This window comes from Chryseobacterium sp. CFS15 (assembly GCF_031118795.1).
In the GTDB taxonomy this organism is placed as follows: Bacteria; Bacteroidota; Bacteroidia; order Flavobacteriales; family Weeksellaceae; genus Chryseobacterium; species Chryseobacterium indoltheticum.
The window spans coordinates 36,174-55,628 of sequence record NZ_JAVHYL010000013.1; the positions used below are offsets into that span (position 1 = coordinate 36,174).

Consider the following 19,455-nt stretch of genomic DNA (forward strand, 5'->3'; position numbering starts at 1 on the left):
TGAAGTAATGCTTTCCTGTAAAGCAGCTAAAATGTATAAGAATGAATTTTTTTAATATAGAAAAAACCTCAGAAAGCAAAGCAAGAGCCGGAGTTTTATCAACCGATCACGGAACGATTCAAACACCGATTTTCATGCCTGTAGGAACTGTTGCAAGTGTAAAAACCGTTCACCAGAGAGAAATAAAAGATGATATTAAAGCTCAGATTATTTTGGGAAATACCTATCATTTATATCTTCGTCCGGGAATGGAAGTGATGCAGGAAGCTGGAGGTTTACATAAATTTATGAATTGGGACCTTCCGATTCTTACCGATTCAGGAGGTTTTCAGGTGTTTTCACTTTCAGGAAGCCGAAAAATGTCTGAGGAAGGGGTGAAATTCAAATCTCACATTGACGGCAGTTATCATTTATTCACTCCGGAAAAATCTATGGAAATCCAGAGACAGATCGGAGCAGATATTTTCATGGCATTTGATGAATGTGTTGCTTATCCAAGTGATTATAATCAGGTGAAGTTATCAATGGAAATGACCCATCGCTGGCTAAAAAGATGCATTGACTGGAACGCAGAAAATCCTGAATTATACGGTCATAAACAAAGGTTTTTCCCGATTGTTCAAGGCTCCACCTATTCAGATTTAAGAAAAATGTCAGCAGAAGTAATCTCAGAAGCGGGTGCAGAAGGAAATGCAATTGGCGGTCTTTCTGTAGGAGAACCTGAAGAAGAGCTATATAGGATTACTGATGAGGTAACCGATATTTTACCAAAAGATAAACCGAGATATTTGATGGGAGTAGGAACTCCGTGGAATATTTTAGAATCAATTGGTTTGGGAATCGATATGATGGATTGCGTAATGCCAACAAGAAATGCAAGAAATGCAATGCTTTTCACTTGGCAAGGGGTGATGAATATGAAAAATGAAAAGTGGAAGAAAGATTTTTCTCCATTAGACGAGTTTGGGACAAGTTTTGTAGATCACGAATACTCTAAAGCGTATGTGCGTCATTTATTTGTGTCTAAAGAATATTTGGCAAAACAAATCGCGTCAATCCATAATCTTGCGTTTTACTTAGATTTGGTGAAAGTTGCAAGAGAACATATATTAGCGGGAGATTTCTATCAATGGAAAGATTCTGTAGTTCCTGTATTGAGACAAAGGCTTTAGAAATAAAAATGAGAAGTCCCGAAAAGACGGCTTAATAAAGATAGGACAAAATCCTATTAAAAATAAATAGAAATGCTTAAAATAGTAGACGGATATATCGTAAAAAAGTACCTTGGAACTTTTAGTTTCATGTTGATATTATTGTCTATTGTAGTTTTGGTTATTGATGTTCAGCAGAAAATTCCTAGAATAGAAAAAGCTACTGAAATTGATCCTAAGCTAGATTTAACGTACTTTCTTATTCACTTTTATCCTTATTGGATTATCAATCTGGTGATAACATTCTTGGCGATTCTCGTTTTTATATCGGTGATTTATTTTACCTCAAGAATGGCAAATAATACCGAGATTGTTGCTATTATAAGCAGTGGTGCGAGTTTTCACAGATTTGCAAGACCATATTTGCTGACTTCTTTATTTATTGCTTTGATTTCTCTGACGGTGAATCATTTCGTTTTGCCTTGGGCAAATGTAAAGAAAAACCAGCTGGAAGCCTATACTTACAACGCAGCTGCTAAAGAGAAAATTCTCGGGACTGCTCCCGTTTCTGCGCAATTAAGCAAGACAGAATATATTTTCGTTAATTCCTGGAACAAAAGAGAAAAAAGAGGCTACGGATTTTTATACCAGAAGTTTGATAAAAACCGGAAGCTCATCTACGAGCTGAAAGCAACCGATGTTGTCTGGCAACAAGATAAAAAAAGCTTTGTGCTAAATAGTTATTTGGAAAAAACAATCAATAATGATGATTCCGAAAAATTAGGGCAGGGTTTTGAGTTGAAAAAAAATTACGGACAAGATCCTGAAGAATTATTTCCAAACGAACTTTTAGGACAAAATAAACCGACTCCTGATCTTATAAAATTCATCCAGCGTGAAAAAGATAAAGGAAACAGTAACCTGAATTCTCACCTGAATGAGTTTCATCAGCGTACTTCGATGCCGGTTTCTATTATTATTCTTACGTTTTTGGCGCTATCTCTTTCGTCACAAAAGAAAAGGGGAGGTTTGGGGATTAATCTTGCGATAGGAATTTCTTTGGCATTCGTATTTGTATTCTCTTTTGAAGCTTTAAAAGTGGTTTCAGAGAACAAAAGTATGTCACCTGCATTGGCAATGTGGTTCCCGAATATTATATTCTTCCCGATTACTTTGTTCTTATATTTAAAACGAGCAAATCAATAAAGAAGTTTGATTTCTTTGTGGTAAAAAGATCGTAATCCAGATTCCAGTTCAATCCATATTTCACCATTTTTGTCTGCATTTTTGATGATGCCATTTTGTCTTACATTCTCAATCTCAAAAACGGAAACTTCGTCTTTTTTGAACAGATTTAAGTTAAATTGGTTTAATACTTCATCGTCGTTCGGAATATTATTTAATTTTTCGATCAAAAATAAATGTAGTTTTTCTGCGAACGGCTTAAGGTTGAATGTTTGCTCAGTTTGCGTCAAAAGCGATCCTGCATTAGAAATTTCATCAAATTTTTCCTGCAAAATATTGATTCCTACTCCGATAATAAAGTAAGTTTCCTGATTGATTTTTTTCTTTTCGATCAGTATTCCTGCAACCTTTTTATTTTTAATGATAATATCATTCGGCCATTTTATTTTAACTATCTTTTCAGTCAGATTGGCAAGATAGCTTTGTACAGCGATTGCGGTATAATAATTGAACAAAAAATCAGAGTGATGAATGCATGAGGTTTTTACTGCCAATGTATAAGCAAGATTTTGTTCGGCTGCTGATGTCCAGGAGTTTCCGTATTGTCCCCGCCCTTTTATTTGATTGAATGTATAAAGACCAATAAAATTTGATTGCGGATAAAGTAAAACGTCAGATATTTCGTCATTAGTAGAAGAACATGCATTGCGGTAAAATAGCTCACTCATTTAAGAAAACTTTAAGACTTTAAAACCCTAAAAGTAAGGCTAAAGTAAAAGAAAAACAATAAATTTGCAGATTATAGTATATTTTAATGAATAAAACAGCAGAAAAGCAAGCGCTAATAGATAAAATTGTAGAGGCAATTCAAGATGTAAAAGGTGAAGACATTATGATCTTTGACCTTACCAAAATCGAAAACTCAGTTGCAGAAACGTTTATAATATGTAGCGGAAACTCAAATACACAAGTTTCTGCATTAGCAGGAAGTGTAGAAAAAAAAGTAAGAAACGATCTTCAAGACAGACCTTGGCATGTAGAGGGTACAGAAAACTCAATGTGGGTTTTGGTAGATTACGTTTCAGTGGTGGTGCATATTTTCCAGAAAGAGACGCGTGAATATTACGATATCGAAGAGCTTTGGGGAGATGCAAAAATCACAAGGATAGAAAGTGAAATATAAATTTTAAAAGTAATAAATGAATAATAAAGGATTTAACTGGTTTTTCCCTGTCATGATTATAGCACTTGTGTTATTTTTTGTTGCAAATTCTATGGGCGGCGACAGTGCAAAATCTATTGATGAAGATTCGTTCTTCAAAGAGATGCAGGCTGGGAAGATTCAAAAAGTGTTGATAGACAAGCAAAAACAAAATGCTGAAGTTTATTTAACAAAAGCTGCTAAAACGGAGACCGTAAAAACTCAGGATAAAAGTTCGAACCCATTCTCATCACTGGGAATGACTCCAAAAGCAGATTATACACTTAAATATGGTGATTTACAGTTGTTTTTATCAAAGTTTGAAACTTTGAAAGCTGAAAATCCCGCTTTAAAAACAACTAAAGATTACGCAGAAGGAGAAAGTCCATTAATGAGTATTCTTATTCAGGCATTAATCTGGATTACCATTTTAGGACTTTTCTATTTCATACTTTTCAGAAAGATGGGCGGCGGTGGCGGTCCTGGCGGACAAATTTTCTCTATCGGAAAATCTAAAGCCAAGCTTTTTGACGAAAAAGAAAGAATTCAGGTGACATTTAAAGATGTTGCAGGATTGGAAGGTGCTAAAGAAGAAGTGCAGGAAGTTGTAGATTTCTTAAAGAACTCAGAAAAATATACCAAATTGGGAGGTAAAATTCCTAAAGGTGTACTTTTGGTAGGCCCTCCGGGAACAGGTAAAACCTTGTTGGCGAAAGCTGTTGCTGGTGAAGCTAAAGTTCCTTTCTTCTCATTGTCTGGTTCAGATTTTGTTGAAATGTTTGTCGGGGTAGGTGCTTCAAGAGTAAGAGATTTGTTTGCTCAGGCTAAAGCTAAATCTCCTGCAATTATCTTCATCGATGAGATTGATGCTATTGGTAGAGCAAGAGGTAAAAATAATTTCTCAGGCGGAAACGACGAAAGAGAAAATACATTAAACCAGCTTTTGACTGAAATGGATGGTTTCGGAACAGATGTTAACGTTATCGTGATGGCTGCTACCAACAGAGCCGATATTTTAGATAAAGCTTTAATGAGAGCGGGTCGTTTTGACCGTTCGATCTATGTAGATCTTCCGGAATTACATGAAAGAAGAGATATTTTTGATGTTCATTTATTGAAAATCAAGTTGGATGAGAATGTTGACAGAGATTTCTTAGCAAAGCAAACTCCTGGATTCAGTGGGGCAGATATTGCTAATGTTTGTAACGAAGCAGCATTAATTGCAGCTAGAAATAGTCATACTTCGGTTACAAAACAAGATTTTCTTGATGCTGTAGACAGAATCATCGGTGGTCTCGAAAAGAAAAATATGGCCATCAAACCTTCAGAGAAGAAGAGAGTTGCTTATCACGAGGCTGGGCACGCTACCATATCTTGGTTGGTAGAACATGCTGCACCGCTTTTAAAAGTGACGATTGTGCCAAGAGGACGTTCCTTAGGAGCAGCCTGGTATCTTCCGGAAGAAAGGCAATTAACGACTACAGAACAAATGTTGGACGAGTTATGTGCAACGTTGGGAGGTAGAGCTGCAGAGCAGGTGATATTTAACAATATTTCGACAGGTGCGCTTTCCGATTTGGAAAGTGTAACGAAAAGAGCTCAGGCTATGGTAACTATCTACGGACTAAGCCCGAATATTGGTAATATTTCTTACTATGACAGTTCAGGACAGTCTGAGTACAGTTTTGGGAAACCTTACTCTGAAGAAACGGCTAAGAAAATTGATGTTGAAATTAAATCAATCATCGAAAACCAATATCAGAGAGCAGTTCAGATTCTTACGGATAATAAAGATAAACTGGATGCTTTGGCGAATAAGCTTTTAGAAAAAGAAGTGATATTCCGTGAAGATCTTGAGGATATATTCGGTAAAAGAGCATGGGATCCTGAATTGACAGAGAGACCTGTAACGAATACAATTCCTGCAGTTGAAGAAATCGGAGAGCCAATTGTGATTAAAGAAAAAGAAGATGGTAGTGAAATTCAGGCTCCTGAAAGCTCCACTCAAATTTAAAATATCCTGATAGGATTTAATATAAACTCCCGGCGAATAATCTATTTGTCGGGTTTTTTGTTATTTAAACTATATTCTTAGACGAATTATAATTATATTTTCTATTTTTGTATTAAGTTGACTAAAAATATACTAAGTTGAGTTTATTTAAAAGAATTGTAAGCAAACTAACCAACCAGCCCGAAGAAGATGAGAAGCAGAGCCTGGAAAAGCTTGGAGATTCGCTGAAAAATGCAGATCTCGATTACAAGTTTGCGCAATTATTTACGCATTCTGGTGGCTTTTTCAACTATTGCGCAGATGAGGCGGAAGCATTGCAGACCTTAAATCAGATTTTGAAAATTGAGGGAATCAACTCTGTTTTTTGCTGTGATAAAGATCTTCAGGGTTTTTTGAATGTAATTAAAATCAATAACACTCCCGAACTGGAATCGCGTAACGATGCCGCTTTTATTTCATGCGAATATCTTATTGCGTACGATGGCAGAATCATGCTTTCTCACAATAATATTCTGCATTATCATTCTTCAAGACTGCCTAGTAAAATTATTATTATGGCAAATGTCTCTCAGATCGTCAATAATCTTAATGACGCAATGGGCAAGATAAAACGCACCGGAAACATCAAAAATCTTACTTCAATCAGCGGAAATCATTCTAAGTTGGATGCTGCTGCAAACAATAATACGAAGCTATTCTTACTCTTGTTGGAAGATTAGCATAGCTTTCTAAATTTTAAATTTTGGACAAAAATCTTATTCAAAGAACAATTTCTGGGCTGGTTTATGTAGCCGTAATATTTCTTTGTGCCACACCTTTTGGTGCGCAGCTTCTAGACTCGGTTTCTCCAGGTCTCGTTCAACAACAGTATTTGTACTATGGCTTGATAAGTCTTCTTTTGTTGGTAGGAACTTGGGAATGTATAAAGATTATGAAATTCGGAGACGGTTACGAAAAGTGGATTGTTTTTCCTCTCGTCCTTTTTATTTTCTATGTTTTCTCTAAAAGATACTTCCAGCACGGTTTTTATTTTGATTTTAGATTGTCGGAGATTTTAGCCATTTCATTAACCGTAATTGCGGTAATTACCTTATTTAAATTTTCAAGTGAACTTTATATAGACAGCGGAAAGCTTATTTTTACAGTAATCTACGTTGCTCTTCCGTTTTCTTTTGCCTTAGGCTTGCCCAAATATTCTTCAATGGAAAATACCTTTTCATTAGAAGTAATTTTCTTATTTATTTTGATTTGGAGCAGTGATACCTTTGCATATCTGGTAGGGAAATTCTTCGGAAAACATAAAATGGCACCAAAGATTTCACCTAAAAAAACCTGGGAAGGTTATATTGGAGGAGTTGTTTTAACGTTGGTTCTGTCTTATTTTGTAGAACAATATCAGCCACAGCTTCGTGGGAACTGGATGGTTGTCGGCTTTCTGATTGCCGCCTTTGCGCCTTTGGGAGATCTGGTAGAAAGCCAGCTAAAAAGAAATTTCGGGGTAAAAGACAGCGGAAACATCATTCCTGGGCATGGTGGCGTATTAGATAGGCTAGACAGTTTTTTAATCTGCGTTCCTGTCGTATATTTGTACTTTATTTTAGAAAAATTTATTTAAACTTATATTACTGTTATACTTCACACACTGCGTTGCTTATAACAAACAACAATTAGTATCATTATGAAATTACATAAAGAGTCGAAAGGCACCATCGCGGTAGCGTCTATACTTTTCGCAATTATTGCGGCGGCATCTATTTATTTTCTTGAAATGTGGTCGCTTTTGATCATCGTACCATTATTGGTTATTTACAGTTTGGTGTTTTGGTTCTTTAGAGTTCCGAACCGTGATATTTTAGATCATGTGGAAAATGTAATTGCTCCTGTTGATGGCAAAGTAGTGATGATTAAAGAAGTAGAAGAAGATGAGTTTATCAAAGGAAAAGCGATTCAGATTTCTATTTTTATGTCTCCGCTGAATGTTCATATTTGTAGATATCCGGTTTCCGGGGATGTAATTTATAAGAAATATCATCCGGGAAAATATCTGGTTGCATGGCACGAAAAATCGTCTACAGAAAACGAAAGAACAACCATTGCGGTAGAGAGTTTAACGAAACATAAAGTGGTCTTCAGACAAATTGCAGGATATGTTGCAAGAAGAATTGTTTTCTATTGCAAAGAAGGTGATAAAGCAAAAGCAGGACATGAATTCGGTTTCATTAAATTCGGTTCAAGAATGGATATTTTTTTACCACTCGATACAGAAATTATCTGTAAAATCGGAGACAAAACCAAAGGCGGAGTCGATGTGATTGCTAAAATGAGAGATTAATATTAAATGAAAATATATAAAGACCGTTTCGAAAGAAGCGGTCTTTTTTTGGCTTATTAATTCTGTAAAATGCTTTTATTAAAAAACTCTTATATAGCGGTTTTTATTTCAACTATTTTATATAATTTTTTACTTCCATAATCAGGCTTAAAATAAAATCCACAGGCAAATCCTCGTTTTCATCAATTAAAAGAATTTTAAACTTCTTTCTGCCTTCGCTGATGAGTTCAGTGTAATCGAGTCGGTCGCCATGATAAAAGCTGATGTAATGTTTTTTATGTTTTTTGCTGTAATAAAGATAGCAGAGCATTTTCTTTTTAAACTTAAAAAACGGCAACCCAAAACTCAGAGTTTCTGTAATGTTTTCGGTATCAGATTCTAAAATCTTTTTTCGTAAAAACAGAAGAGTACTTCTTTCAGGCTCATCGATTCTGTAGAAGTACTCTTGTATAGGATTCATTTTAAATTGAATTTAAAATTGTTTAGTCAAAATTCTGAAGTTCTACCAACTTGTGATAAGTTCCTCTTCTTGCCATTAATTCTTGGTGACTTCCCTGTTCTACGATATCGCCTTTTTCCATAACGACAATCCAGTCTGCTTTCTGAATCGTTGAAAGTCGGTGAGCGATAACCAGTGAAGTTCTGTTTTCCATCATCTTTTCAAGGGCATCCTGCACAAATTTTTCTGATTCTGTATCCAAAGCAGAAGTTGCTTCATCCAAAATCATAATCGGTGGGTTTTTCAGAACAGCTCTTGCGATAGAAACTCTCTGTTTTTGTCCGCCAGAAAGTTTTCCTCCGTCATCACCGATGTTGGTGTCGTAGCCGTTTGGGAGCTGACTAATAAAGTGATCTGCGTTGGCAATTTTTGCTGCAGCAATTACTTCATCCCTTGTTGCTTCAGGTTTACCCATCAAAATATTGTTGTAAACCGTATCGTTGAACAATACAGACTCTTGGGTAACCATTCCTAAAAGCTTTCTGTATTCGGTTAGTTTTAAATGCTTAATATCGGTTTCGTCAATTAAAATCTGACCTTCCGAAACATCATAGAAACGCGCCAAAAGATTGGCAATCGTCGTTTTTCCGCTTCCGCTTTGACCAACTAATGCGACTGTTTTTCCCTTTGGAATAATCAGGTTAAAATTCTTTAAAATCAAATTAGATTTATCGTAATAAAAACCAATATCTTTAAAATGGATGTGTGTATTCAGGTTTGAAATAGAAACAGGTTCTGCAATTTCCTCAATCTTTACGTCAGCGTCAAGAATTTCTAAAACTCTGTGTAAAGAAGCCTCACCTTTCTGAACATTAGAAATAGAAGCAGATAAACTTTTTACCGGCGGTAAAATCTGGAAGAACATTCCTAAAAATACTAAAAAGTCTTCCGGAGCAATACTTTGGTCTACAATAATTTGCTTCCCACCATACCATGCGATAATTAAAAAGGTTACAGATCCCAAAAATTCGCTTATTGGTGATGCCAGTTCCTTTTTTCTGCCTAATCTGATCGAACTGTTGATCCATTTTTGCATAGAACCCATGAAACGGTTGTCCATTATTTTCTCTGCGCTGAAGATTTTGATCACCTTAGAAGATTTCAGAGTTTCATCAACGATAGAGAAGATGGTTCCCATTTCGTTTTGTGCTTCATGAGAATCTTTTTTCAGGCTTTTCCCTATTAAAGCAATCATTGTTCCCATTACCGGTAAAACCAAAAGAGAGAATAAGGTAAGCTCAGAACTTAACCAGAAAAGACTTATCAAAGTACTGATTAACATAAACGGAGCATTGATCAAATCTACCAAGCTTCCCAAAATGTTTCCTTCTACTTCGCCAACGTCGTTTGACATACGAGACATCATATCTCCTTTTCTACTATCTGTAAAAAATGAAACAGGTAAAGATAAAACCTTACGATACATCTCACCTCGAAGATCTTTGGTAACACCAACACGATAATTAATAAGAAGGAAAGATCCCAAATATCTGAAAATGTTTCTTAGTAAAAACATAAATGCAGTGATTACGCAAAGCCAGGCTAAAACATTCAAAGTGCCATAATCATCAACCAAAGTCTGGATGTAATAATTAGAATACTTCTTTAAGTAAGAAAATAAATCTACAAGATCTCCGGAATATACAGGAGCAGCTTTGAAGTTTTCACGTTTGATGGTGCCAAAAAGCATTCCCAAAACGGGTAATATAGTCCCTAAAGATGCAATCTGAAATACGGAATATAAAAGATTGAAGAATAAACTTCCGTAGATGTATTTCTGATGCGGTCGTGCGAATCTGAGTATTTTTTTATATTCGTTCATTCAATAAAATTGGATAGCAAAATTAATTAAAATATAATGATAAGACGTTTTTAATTGAATTTTACTTTATCATTATACTTAGGATTAAAGTTTTTTGGACTTAATTTTTCTAAAGTTTTAGCAAAATTATTGATAATCTGTGTCATATTTTCAGAATTTACAATACTCATGTCGTCATTTGCCTCATGATAATGTTTTATTTTGCTCATGTCTGCGGTAGAAATAGAATGGGCAATAATCTTCTTTTTTACAAAACTTACATTATCTGATCTGTAAAATAGCTGTTGCTTCGCATAAGGATCAGGATGGATTTTTAAACCATTAACCGCATTTTGATTAAACAATTCATCAAGATCAGAAAACTCGTCACCAGTAATGAAAACGGTGTTTTTTCCGAATTCTGCTTCGGTTGCAACCATTTCAAAATTAAATAATGCTGAAAGATTATTATAGATTGGGTCTAAATTTTTATCCTCAGAAATAGCGGTTGAACCTAGCATTCCTTTTTCTTCGCCATTAAATGCCATGAAAACCATTGAGAATTCAGGTTTTTTATTTTTAAAATAATCGGCAATTCCTACCAAAGTGGTAATTCCGCTGGCATCGTCATCTGCGCCGTTGTAGATATTGTCTCCCGATTTATTGCTTACCCCGATATGATCAAAGTGACCCGAGAATCCTAAAAACTTTTCCGATTTTCCTTTCTTGATTCCGCACACATTGTAAGCCGTTTTTCCTTTATAATTAAAAGGAACGAGATAAGAATTTCCTGTACAATATTCTAAATTGTTTTCTTTGAAAAGCTGTGCAATGTATTCTGCAGCTTTATCGTTTTCAGGAGTTCCGATTTCACGACCTTTCATTTCGTCAGAAGCCAGAGTTGAAATGACGGTTCTTACGCTCTCTTCAGAAACATCTTGTGCGAAAGCCGAAGCAGAAAAAAGGGATAGGAAAAGGAAGGTTAGTTTTTTCATATTTAAATTATATTATTTCTTTATACTAATTGAATAAGTAGCTGTTTTATACAAAATGTTGCAAGTAATCTTAATTTATTTACATCCCACAGATTTCACAGACTCTCACAGGTTTTATTATGATTAAATTATATAGATGCTCCCTAAACCTTATAGGTTTTTAAAACCTATAAGGTTTGAACAACAAAAATTTAAATATACTATAACCATCTGCATAAATCTGTGAAATCAATGGGAAATAAAAAAACAGCTCCCAAAAAGGAAGCTGTTCTCACTCAAAAAATCGTTGTAAGGTTATCGTAGTCTGTCTACAGATTTTACGAGCCTCTCATCTCTCTTGATAAAAATATTTGCCAAAAACAAACAAATTACCGCAATCGATGGGAAAACCGGCTCAATACCCTTCTCAGGAAAATCTATTCCTCCGGATAAGTTTTGCATCCAGTACACCAATACACCAATCAACAAAGCGTTTATAATGATGCTGATATTATTCAGCAAGATTTGTCTTTTTCTGTTTTTAAAACTAAACAAACTCAATGCGCCAACCAACACAAGGATAATGCAAGCAATACTAATGATCGGAAGATTCCCGAAAGCATCCACATCTTGCCCCGTTATATATAAGAAAGCTGCTGCTAAAACCGACAGCAAAATCCAAATGGTCTGTATTCTCTGTAACATAGAATTTCAAATTCAGAAGCAAAAATAACATAAATTTTGCACAATTCAAAAATAAGTGTAGATTTGCAACATACAATGTACTTGAAAACAAAAGTCACCCGACTTACTTTTCTTACTCACAACTAATTACATTTTTACATAAATATGTTTAACATAGAAACGTTAAGGTCAAAATCTGTAACGGAATTGACTAAAATCTTAAAAGATTTGGGCGTTAAGGTTGCAAGAACCAGCAATGAAAATGATAAAATTTTTGCTATTCTAGATTTTCAGGCTTCCAACCCTAAAGTTACAAAAGATTATTTCAATACCACAGAAACCCCTGCTGCTGTTACAGAAGAACAACCGGCAGAGAAGGTAGTAAAACCTGCTCCCAAAAAAGCTGCTCCAAAAAGAACGGCAAAGCCTAAAGCGGTAACGGAGCCAAAAGAAACACCGCCTGCAACTGCACCGGAAGAGATAAAAACAGAAGAAGCCCCTGCTGAAGAAGTAAAAGCTGAAGCTGAAACTAAAGAAAGTGCTCCTGAAGAGAAACCAACTTCTTCTAATAACAGGCAAAAAAGAAAAAGAGTTTCGCCTCCTGCACAAAATAGTGAAATTGAAGTAAAAGGAACATTAGAACTTCCTTTAAATATAGATTCTCAGCCAAGTGCACCTGCACAAGCTAAAGAAGAAAGACCTAAAAGACCGCAACAAGCACAACAAGGTCAGCCTCAAAATCAAAAAGGTCAAAATAATCCACAACAAAACAGTGGAAATTCTCAAAATAGAAATCAGAACAATAACCAAAATCAGAATTCTAATCAAAACAACCCTAATCAAAACCAGAATCCTAATCAGAACAGACAGCAACATGCTGAAAGACCTGAAAGACAAGAGGAGCAGCACGAACAGAAAAAAGAGTTCAGCTTCGACGGAATGGTTAGTATTGAAGGGGTTTTGGAAATTTTACCGGATAATTACGGATTTTTGCGTTCATCAGACTTCTCTTATATTTCGTCACCGGATGACGTGTATGTTTCGACAGCACAGATCAGAAATTTTGGTTTGAAAACCGGAGATACGGTAAGAGGAATTGTAAGACTTCCGAAAGAGGGCGAAAAATACTTTTCATTATTAAAGCCTATTGAAGTTAACGGACGTGATTTAGCATATATTAAAGATCGTGTTGCTTTTGAATACCTTACGCCATTATTCCCTGAAGAGAAATTTAATCTGTCGGGAGATAATTCTACGATGTCAACAAGAATTGTAGATCTTTTTGCACCCATCGGGAAAGGGCAAAGAGCAATGATCGTTGCTCAGCCCAAAACCGGTAAAACGATGTTGCTTAAAGATATTGCCAATTCTATCGCAGCCAATCACCCTGAAGTTTATATGATGGTTCTTTTGATCGACGAACGTCCTGAAGAAGTTACCGATATGGAAAGAAGTGTGAATGCAGAAGTAATTGCTTCTACGTTTGATGAAGCTGCAGATAAGCACGTAAAGGTTGCTAATTTAGTTTTAGCGAAAGCCCAGAGAATGGTAGAATGTGGCCATGATGTGGTGATTCTTTTAGATTCAATTACAAGATTGGCAAGAGCTTATAATACGGTGACTCCGGCATCTGGGAAAGTACTTTCAGGTGGTGTTGATGCAAATGCTCTTCACAAACCTAAAAGATTCTTCGGAGCTGCAAGAAAAATTGAAAACGGAGGATCGTTGACGATTATCGCAACCGCTTTAATTGATACAGGTTCTAAAATGGATGAAGTTATTTTTGAGGAATTCAAAGGTACCGGAAACATGGAACTTCAATTAGACAGAAAAATTGCTAACAGAAGAATTTATCCTGCCATCGATTTGGTTTCTTCAAGTACAAGAAGAGACGATTTATTGCTTGACGAAGTAACTTCACAGAGAATGTGGATTTTCAGAAAGTATCTTTCAGAAATGAATCCTATCGAAGCAATGGAATTTGTCAACAAAAACATCAGAGGAACTTTAAATAATGAAGAGTTCTTGATGTCGATGAACAGATAATAAAGTATTTTTACTTTAAAAATATAAAATCAGTCAAATTTTGACTGATTTTTTTTGTGTAAACTTCTTTAAGCTGATATTTGAATTTCTCGAAAACTGACAAGCTTTACTTAATAATAGTAATTTAAAATAATATTTTCGCAATATTTTCCTCTCTTTTTGTTATTATCAATGTTAAAGATTTATTAAAATAATCTTCAATTTTTGATATTGGCTGAAATATTGGCTAACTTTGAGTCATAACATTAAAAATAAATTTATGTCATTTGAATTACCAAAATTAGGATATGCGTACGAAGCTTTAGAGCCAACAATAGATGCAAAAACAATGGAAATCCACCATTCAAAGCATCATCAAGCGTATGTTGACAACTTAAATAAAGCGATTGAAGGAACTGATCTAGACGGATTAACTATTGAAGAAATCTGCCGAACGGGTGTTGAAAAACCAGCGGTAAGAAATAACGGTGGTGGTCACTTCAATCACTCTCTTTTCTGGGAAATCTTAACTCCAGGAGGAAGCAAAGAACCTGTAGGAAGTGTAAAAGCTGCTATTGAAAATTATGGTGGTCTTGAAAAATTCAAAAATGATTTTTCTGAAGCTGCTAAAACAAGATTTGGTTCAGGATGGGCTTGGTTGGTGAAAAATGAAGACGGATCTGTTTCTGTAACTTCTACTCCAAACCAAGACAACCCATTAATGCCTGTTGCTGATGCAAAAGGAACTCCGGTTTTAGGATTGGATGTTTGGGAGCACGCTTATTACTTAAACTATCAAAACAGAAGACCTGATTATGTATCTGCGTTCTTCGATGTTGTAAACTGGGATAAAGTAGAAGAATTATTCAACAAATAATCTTTGGTTATTTTAAATAAAAAAGGTTCAGAAATTTTCTGAACCTTTTTTATGTTATCTGAAAGTGTCGCTTGCACTCAATCCACTCATTCTCAGTTTGTACTTCCAATTTACATAAGCGAAAACCTGATACAGTTTATACTCAAATTTGATTCCGTATTTTTCTCTTGGATCATAATCTATGGAAGATTCGATGATATTTCGATATCTTCCAGACCTGTAATAAGAATTCCATTCGGTAACCAGAATTGTATTTCTACTTTTTAAATTAGCTTCAGAGTATTGATTAATTGGTTTTGCGATGGCATTCATAAAATAATCAAATTGCGTGTCTATTACAATCAAATCCCATTCTCCATCATCATTTTTTGAAGGTTTCATTGCAGATTCTTCTTTTTCGTTTTTCGGGCTGTTCTGTGCCAATGAATGTACGGGAATAAGAACAGCAAATATTATAATGATTAAATTTTTCATAATGAGTAATTTACACAAAAAAAGCACTCCAAATAGAGCGCCTTAATTTTATTTTTTGATGTATTCTTTCTGAAGGATCGAAACAGCTGGAAAGTGGTCACTATAGCCACCGGTGAATCGGTCACCATCCCATGAACGGAGAGGGTAGCCTTTCCATTGTCCTTCTTTATTCACTAAATAAGAAGGCGCATAGATTTCTGCTTTAAAAATGCTGTAAGTAGGTGTAAGTTTTTCCTTTGAATATAAATTCTGAGAAACAATAATCTGATCAAATAAGTTGGGAGCATCTCTGTATGCTAAAGACGCAACTCCCGCTTTATATAATTTGTACATTAAATTATAGTAAGGAGTTTTATCAGATAATTCGTCAGGATTTTCTACAGCACCTAAATGTTTTTTCAAACTAGGGCTTACCGGATCGTCATTGTAATCTCCCATTGAGATTAACTTTATTCCGGGATATTCTGCAGATAATTTATCCATTTCTGCCTTCAAAACGGCTGCAGCTGCATTTCTTCTTGGTTGAGAAGCTGCTTCGCCACCACTTCTTGATGGCCAGTGATTCATGAAAACCGCAATTTTTTCACCATCCAGAAGACCGATCGCTACCAAAACATCTCTTGTGTACTGTCTTCTTCCATCTTCGTTGTAAACTTTTATTTCTTTGGTGTAAGAATTTTGAACTAAAAATCTGTTTTTCTGGTAAATGATTGCAATATCAATTCCTCTGGCATCGTACGAATTGTAGTGTACAATACCATAATTGCTTTTTGCTAAAACGGGCTGTTTAATAAGATCTTCAATTACCTGTCTGTTTTCTACCTCAATCAGGCCACAGATGGCAGGGTTGTCATTGGTATATTGTCTGCCAAGTTCAGAAATAACTTTGGCTTCATTGGCTAATTTTTGATTATAATACTTTGTTCCCCATCTTTTAGGGCTGTTTGCTGTAAAGTCGGTCGCTAAGATCTGATGACGTATCACCTTTTTTCCTACCAAAAGCTCATTACTCCATTCTCCTTTGTAATCTTCTGTAGTTTCTAAAAATTTTAAAGAATCGATGGGTACGCTTCTGTGAAATTTGGGATTAGAAAAAGGGAGGGTTCCGTCAATATAGTCTGCAGATGGTATTGTATCCCAAAGATTTTCTACATTCAGGAAAGCTATGGCTGCTCTTTTAACTTGTTTCTGCTGAGAAGACCCAAAATTAAAAAATAATACAGCCAGAAGAATAATATATTTTTTCATGTTTATGTTATTAAAATATTCAAAAAATAGAGGCGCTAAAATTACAATTTTTTAGATTATACAGACATTAAATTATCGTAACACTATTTTTAGGATTTCTGATCTAAATCTCAGTTTTTTTAGGATCATTACTATTTGTTAAGAATAATTAATAGAATAAAGTACTGTAAATGTTTTAATTGGTGAAAATAATGCTAAATTTGTTGCCCCTTAAATAAAGAAGGTGAAAAAATAAGTTTATTATGATTAAAAAACTATCCCTAATCTCTTTGTTTACATTATTGCCTGCATCCTATTACTATGCGCAAACCACTGTTTTTGCGTATATTAAAGGTCAGGATGGTAAACCGGTAGAGAGAGCAGAGGTTGATCTTGAACAATCTGTTGATGATGTAACTGCAGACAAAATCGGTTACTTTCAGTTTGTAGATTTAAAACCAGGACATTATCTTATTACCGTTACAAAACCAAATTTTGAATCTAAAGTTTTAGAGTTTGATGTGACGGCTGATGAGAAGAGAAAAGACTTAGGTGTTATTGTACTAGACAATAGTTTGGGAACAGATGCCGGAGTTGTTGTGATTGATGATTCTGCAACTGATACTGAAGACGGAGGGTCTGCTATGCAGCCTACAGTAGGACTTTTAAGTTCAGGTAGAGATGCATTTCAGAATGTTTCTGCTTTCGAGCTGGGTGCTTATTGGTTTAGACCGAGAGGGGTAGATAATCGTTTTGAAGATGTGATGTTTAATGGTGTTTCGATGTCAAAAAATGATGACGGAAGAATCGACTTCAATAATTGGGGCGGCTTGAATGATGTAACAAGATATCCATACGAAAATGTAGATAATATTACACCTTCAGAATATGCTTTTGGTAACTTGGGAGGTGTTGCTTATTATAATACAAGAGCTTCTTCTTACAGAAAACAAACTTCATTAGCATATTCATTTACCAACAGAAGTTATTTGCACAGAGCGATGGCCACTTATTCTTCAGGAATGAGCAAAAGTGGCTGGGCATTTACATTCTCTGGAAGCAGAAGATGGGGAGACAATGCAATTATTGATGGTGTTTATCAGGATGCTTATGCTTATTTTGCATCAGTTGAGAAAAAATTCAGCGAAAGACACTCTATTAACTTTACAGGCTTTGGTTCTCCTACTTACAGAGCATCAAACTCTCCAAATACTCAGGAGGTTTATGATATTATGGGTAAAGATTACAACTCATATTGGGGATGGCAAGATGGTGAAAAGAGAAACTCGAGAATCAGAAAAGTATTTGAGCCGATGTTTATGCTTACCGATTATTTAAAAATAGGTAAAAACTCAAACTGGATCAATACTGTTTCTTACCAAATCGGAAGCGATGCAAGAAGCAGACTGGACTGGTTCCACGCAGCAGATCCTAACCCTACTTATTACAGAAAATTACCGAGTTTTGGTAATTACACTGCAGATGAATTCAGAGCGCAGTCACAAATCGACTGGAACAGCCTTTACAGTGCAAACTACCTTAACAATCAAAATATGGATGGCTCTCAAAGAGGTGCTGTTTATACCATTGTGGAAGATGTAAATAGAGATAAAACATTCAATTTTGCCTCTCACTTCGATACAAGATTGAAGGAAAACTGGAAATTAAATATCAATTTTAATTATCAGAATTTAAGATCAGACAATTTCAGAAGAGTTAAAGATTTATTGGGAGCAAATTTTGCATACAATCTTAATGCATTCAACAACGATGTGCAGTACAATACGGATGATGCAAATACAGAAGTAAGAGTAGGCGACAGAACACAGTATTCTTATGAGCTTTTGAAAGATCATTATTCATTAAATGTTTCGTCAGAAGTAGATTTCAATAAATTTAATGTTGTAGCATCTATCTTCAGTTCTTACTCACAATCTCAGAGAGAAGGTGATTACAGAAGTGGGATTATAGCTTTTAAAGATAATTCTAAAGGAAAAAGTAAAGTTTATGATGCTTTAGATGCAGGGATTAAAGGTAAAATTACCTATAAAATCAATGGTAAAAACTTCATCGTTTACAACGGTGCATTTTTTAGTTTAGCTCCGACACTTAATGAATTGTATATCAACCCGAGAGCGGTAGATTATTTGACTCCCGGAGTTAAAAATCAGGTTATAAATTCGAATGACTTGAGCTACATCATGAGAGGGCAAGTTCTGAAACTAAGATTGTCAGCTTATTATACAACAATAAGCAATTCTACAGAAATTTCAAGATATTATGCTGCGGTAAGTAGTGAAACAGGATCTGTAAATACTTTGATTAACGAGGCAATGACGGGTGTTGATAAAAGATACATGGGAGCAGAACTAGGTTTTGATGTTAAAATTACGCCTACATTGAATGCGACTGGAGTTGCAAGTATTGGAGAATATAAGTATACAAATCGTCCCGATGTATATTCTTTTGATGATTTAAATACTGAAAACATATATAGAAGTTATGGTAAAGCAAATATCAAAGATTACAAAGTTGCCGGAACTCCACAAAAAGCATTTTCATTAGGTTTAAAATATAATTCTCCTAAATATTGGTGGGTTGGTGCATCGGCAAATTATTTGATGGATCAGTATCTTGATTTCTCAGCATTAAATAAAACAGCTACTATGTACACTGATCCAGGAACAAACGACCCTTATGCTGGTGTTACTCCTGAACTTATTCAGCAGTTAACAAAGCAAACAAAATTTGATGACCAGTTTATGTTGAATGCCAATGCAGGGAAATCTTTCCTTATTGGTAAGTACAGAATGGGAATCAGTGTATCGGTAAATAATATTTTGAATAACAGAAATTATGTGACTGGAGGTTTTGAGCAGGGTAGAGCTGCGAATTTTACGCAAGTTCTTGAAGAGTCTCAGAGACAAACGCCTTATTTCGGACCAAAACTTTGGTATGATAGAGGAACAACATTCTTTACAAATGTTTATTTAAGATTCTAAAACAAAACA

General features: G+C 35.2%; 17 protein-coding genes. 10 read left to right on the forward strand and 7 right to left on the reverse strand.

Annotated features, from left to right (window positions below; genetic code table 11):
* The first annotated feature begins 41 nt into the window (after positions 1-41).
* Together tgt and OH814_RS17810 are read left to right on the forward strand one after the other, a co-directional pair.
* Positions 42-1,172 carry a tRNA guanosine(34) transglycosylase Tgt gene (gene tgt, locus OH814_RS17805; protein WP_308829085.1) on the forward strand — a complete coding sequence of 377 codons (1,131 nt, stop codon included), beginning with the start codon at positions 42-44 and terminating at the stop codon, positions 1,170-1,172.
* Positions 1,173-1,244: 72 nt separating this feature from the next.
* Positions 1,245-2,357: an LptF/LptG family permease gene (locus OH814_RS17810; RefSeq protein WP_308829086.1), complete on the forward strand. Its 1,113-nt coding sequence runs from the start codon at positions 1,245-1,247 to the stop codon at positions 2,355-2,357.
* Here the strand turns inward: OH814_RS17810 and OH814_RS17815 are convergent.
* Positions 2,351-3,064 carry a biotin--[acetyl-CoA-carboxylase] ligase gene (locus OH814_RS17815; RefSeq protein WP_308829087.1) on the reverse strand — a complete coding sequence of 238 codons (714 nt, stop codon included), beginning with the start codon at positions 3,062-3,064 and terminating at the stop codon, positions 2,351-2,353. The genes OH814_RS17810 and OH814_RS17815 overlap by 7 nt on opposite strands.
* 86 nt (positions 3,065-3,150) lie before the next feature.
* On the opposite strand from OH814_RS17815, the gene rsfS reads away from it, so the two are divergent.
* The 5 genes from rsfS to OH814_RS17840 all read left to right on the forward strand — a co-directional run bounded on the left by rsfS (position 3,151) and on the right by OH814_RS17840 (position 7,883).
* The gene (gene rsfS, locus OH814_RS17820; protein ID WP_076557194.1) at positions 3,151-3,519 is read left to right on the forward strand and encodes a ribosome silencing factor; all 369 of its coding nucleotides are present in this window, start codon (positions 3,151-3,153) and stop codon (positions 3,517-3,519) included.
* Positions 3,520-3,535: 16 nt separating this feature from the next.
* The gene (gene ftsH, locus OH814_RS17825; RefSeq protein WP_279196567.1) at positions 3,536-5,551 is read left to right on the forward strand and encodes an ATP-dependent zinc metalloprotease FtsH; all 2,016 of its coding nucleotides are present in this window, start codon (positions 3,536-3,538) and stop codon (positions 5,549-5,551) included.
* A gap of 137 nt (positions 5,552-5,688) precedes the next feature.
* Entirely contained in the window at positions 5,689-6,270 is a 582-nt protein-coding gene (locus OH814_RS17830; protein ID WP_076557197.1) for an LUD domain-containing protein, read from the forward strand.
* A 23-nt stretch (positions 6,271-6,293) separates the two neighbouring features.
* Positions 6,294-7,166, forward strand: a complete 873-nt coding sequence (locus OH814_RS17835; protein ID WP_123886304.1) for a phosphatidate cytidylyltransferase — start codon at positions 6,294-6,296, stop codon at positions 7,164-7,166.
* 63 nt (positions 7,167-7,229) lie between these two features.
* Entirely contained in the window at positions 7,230-7,883 is a 654-nt protein-coding gene (locus OH814_RS17840; protein WP_308829088.1) for a phosphatidylserine decarboxylase family protein, read from the forward strand.
* Between the two features lie 112 nt (positions 7,884-7,995).
* Here OH814_RS17840 and OH814_RS17845 read toward each other — a convergent pair whose 3' ends face one another.
* The 4 genes from OH814_RS17845 to OH814_RS17860 form a co-directional block, all read right to left on the reverse strand.
* A complete protein-coding gene (locus OH814_RS17845) occupies positions 7,996-8,343 on the reverse strand; it encodes a DUF1801 domain-containing protein (protein WP_308829089.1) in 348 nt (115 codons plus the stop codon).
* Positions 8,344-8,365: 22 nt separating this feature from the next.
* Positions 8,366-10,204 carry an ABC transporter ATP-binding protein gene (locus OH814_RS17850; protein WP_076557204.1) on the reverse strand — a complete coding sequence of 613 codons (1,839 nt, stop codon included), beginning with the start codon at positions 10,202-10,204 and terminating at the stop codon, positions 8,366-8,368.
* 50 nt (positions 10,205-10,254) lie between these two features.
* Positions 10,255-11,178: a M28 family peptidase gene (locus OH814_RS17855; RefSeq protein ID WP_115620541.1), complete on the reverse strand. Its 924-nt coding sequence runs from the start codon at positions 11,176-11,178 to the stop codon at positions 10,255-10,257.
* Positions 11,179-11,472: 294 nt separating this feature from the next.
* The gene (locus OH814_RS17860; RefSeq protein ID WP_308829090.1) at positions 11,473-11,862 is read right to left on the reverse strand and encodes a DUF4293 family protein; all 390 of its coding nucleotides are present in this window, start codon (positions 11,860-11,862) and stop codon (positions 11,473-11,475) included.
* A gap of 144 nt (positions 11,863-12,006) precedes the next feature.
* Here OH814_RS17860 and rho point away from each other — a divergent pair, with 144 nt between their 5' ends.
* Both rho and OH814_RS17870 read left to right on the forward strand, forming a co-directional pair.
* Entirely contained in the window at positions 12,007-13,887 is a 1,881-nt protein-coding gene (gene rho, locus OH814_RS17865; protein WP_308829091.1) for a transcription termination factor Rho, read from the forward strand.
* A gap of 259 nt (positions 13,888-14,146) precedes the next feature.
* Complete coding sequence (locus tag OH814_RS17870; RefSeq protein WP_066676498.1) at positions 14,147-14,743, forward strand: superoxide dismutase; 597 nt, start codon at positions 14,147-14,149, stop codon at positions 14,741-14,743.
* A 54-nt stretch (positions 14,744-14,797) separates the two neighbouring features.
* Here the strand turns inward: OH814_RS17870 and OH814_RS17875 are convergent, their stop codons facing one another.
* Both OH814_RS17875 and OH814_RS17880 read right to left on the reverse strand, forming a co-directional pair.
* Positions 14,798-15,217 carry a DUF6146 family protein gene (locus OH814_RS17875; RefSeq protein WP_308829092.1) on the reverse strand — a complete coding sequence of 140 codons (420 nt, stop codon included), beginning with the start codon at positions 15,215-15,217 and terminating at the stop codon, positions 14,798-14,800.
* Positions 15,218-15,265: 48 nt separating this feature from the next.
* A complete protein-coding gene (locus OH814_RS17880; protein ID WP_308829093.1) occupies positions 15,266-16,465 on the reverse strand; it encodes an endonuclease in 1,200 nt (399 codons plus the stop codon).
* 242 nt (positions 16,466-16,707) lie between these two features.
* Between OH814_RS17880 and OH814_RS17885 the strand changes: the two genes are divergently transcribed.
* On the forward strand, positions 16,708-19,446 hold the full coding sequence (locus OH814_RS17885) for a TonB-dependent receptor (RefSeq protein ID WP_308829094.1): 2,739 nt from the start codon (positions 16,708-16,710) through the stop codon (positions 19,444-19,446).
* Positions 19,447-19,455: the final 9 nt, after the last annotated feature.

What these genes read in the sequence shown, in the direction of transcription:
- tgt (WP_308829085.1), top strand. Translation starts at nt 42, where the DNA reads ATGAATTTTTTTAATATAGAAAAAACCTCAGAAAGCAAAGCAAGAGCC.
- OH814_RS17810 (WP_308829086.1), top strand. Translation starts at nt 1,245, where the DNA reads ATGCTTAAAATAGTAGACGGATATATCGTAAAAAAGTACCTTGGAACT.
- OH814_RS17815 (WP_308829087.1), bottom strand. Translation starts at nt 3,064, where the DNA reads ATGAGTGAGCTATTTTACCGCAATGCATGTTCTTCTACTAATGACGAA.
- rsfS (WP_076557194.1), top strand. Translation starts at nt 3,151, where the DNA reads ATGAATAAAACAGCAGAAAAGCAAGCGCTAATAGATAAAATTGTAGAG.
- ftsH (WP_279196567.1), top strand. Translation starts at nt 3,536, where the DNA reads ATGAATAATAAAGGATTTAACTGGTTTTTCCCTGTCATGATTATAGCA.
- OH814_RS17840 (WP_308829088.1), top strand. Translation starts at nt 7,230, where the DNA reads ATGAAATTACATAAAGAGTCGAAAGGCACCATCGCGGTAGCGTCTATA.
- OH814_RS17845 (WP_308829089.1), bottom strand. Translation starts at nt 8,343, where the DNA reads ATGAATCCTATACAAGAGTACTTCTACAGAATCGATGAGCCTGAAAGA.
- OH814_RS17850 (WP_076557204.1), bottom strand. Translation starts at nt 10,204, where the DNA reads ATGAACGAATATAAAAAAATACTCAGATTCGCACGACCGCATCAGAAA.
- OH814_RS17855 (WP_115620541.1), bottom strand. Translation starts at nt 11,178, where the DNA reads ATGAAAAAACTAACCTTCCTTTTCCTATCCCTTTTTTCTGCTTCGGCT.
- OH814_RS17860 (WP_308829090.1), bottom strand. Translation starts at nt 11,862, where the DNA reads ATGTTACAGAGAATACAGACCATTTGGATTTTGCTGTCGGTTTTAGCA.
- rho (WP_308829091.1), top strand. Translation starts at nt 12,007, where the DNA reads ATGTTTAACATAGAAACGTTAAGGTCAAAATCTGTAACGGAATTGACT.
- OH814_RS17870 (WP_066676498.1), top strand. Translation starts at nt 14,147, where the DNA reads ATGTCATTTGAATTACCAAAATTAGGATATGCGTACGAAGCTTTAGAG.
- OH814_RS17875 (WP_308829092.1), bottom strand. Translation starts at nt 15,217, where the DNA reads ATGAAAAATTTAATCATTATAATATTTGCTGTTCTTATTCCCGTACAT.
- OH814_RS17880 (WP_308829093.1), bottom strand. Translation starts at nt 16,465, where the DNA reads ATGAAAAAATATATTATTCTTCTGGCTGTATTATTTTTTAATTTTGGG.
- OH814_RS17885 (WP_308829094.1), top strand. Translation starts at nt 16,708, where the DNA reads ATGATTAAAAAACTATCCCTAATCTCTTTGTTTACATTATTGCCTGCA.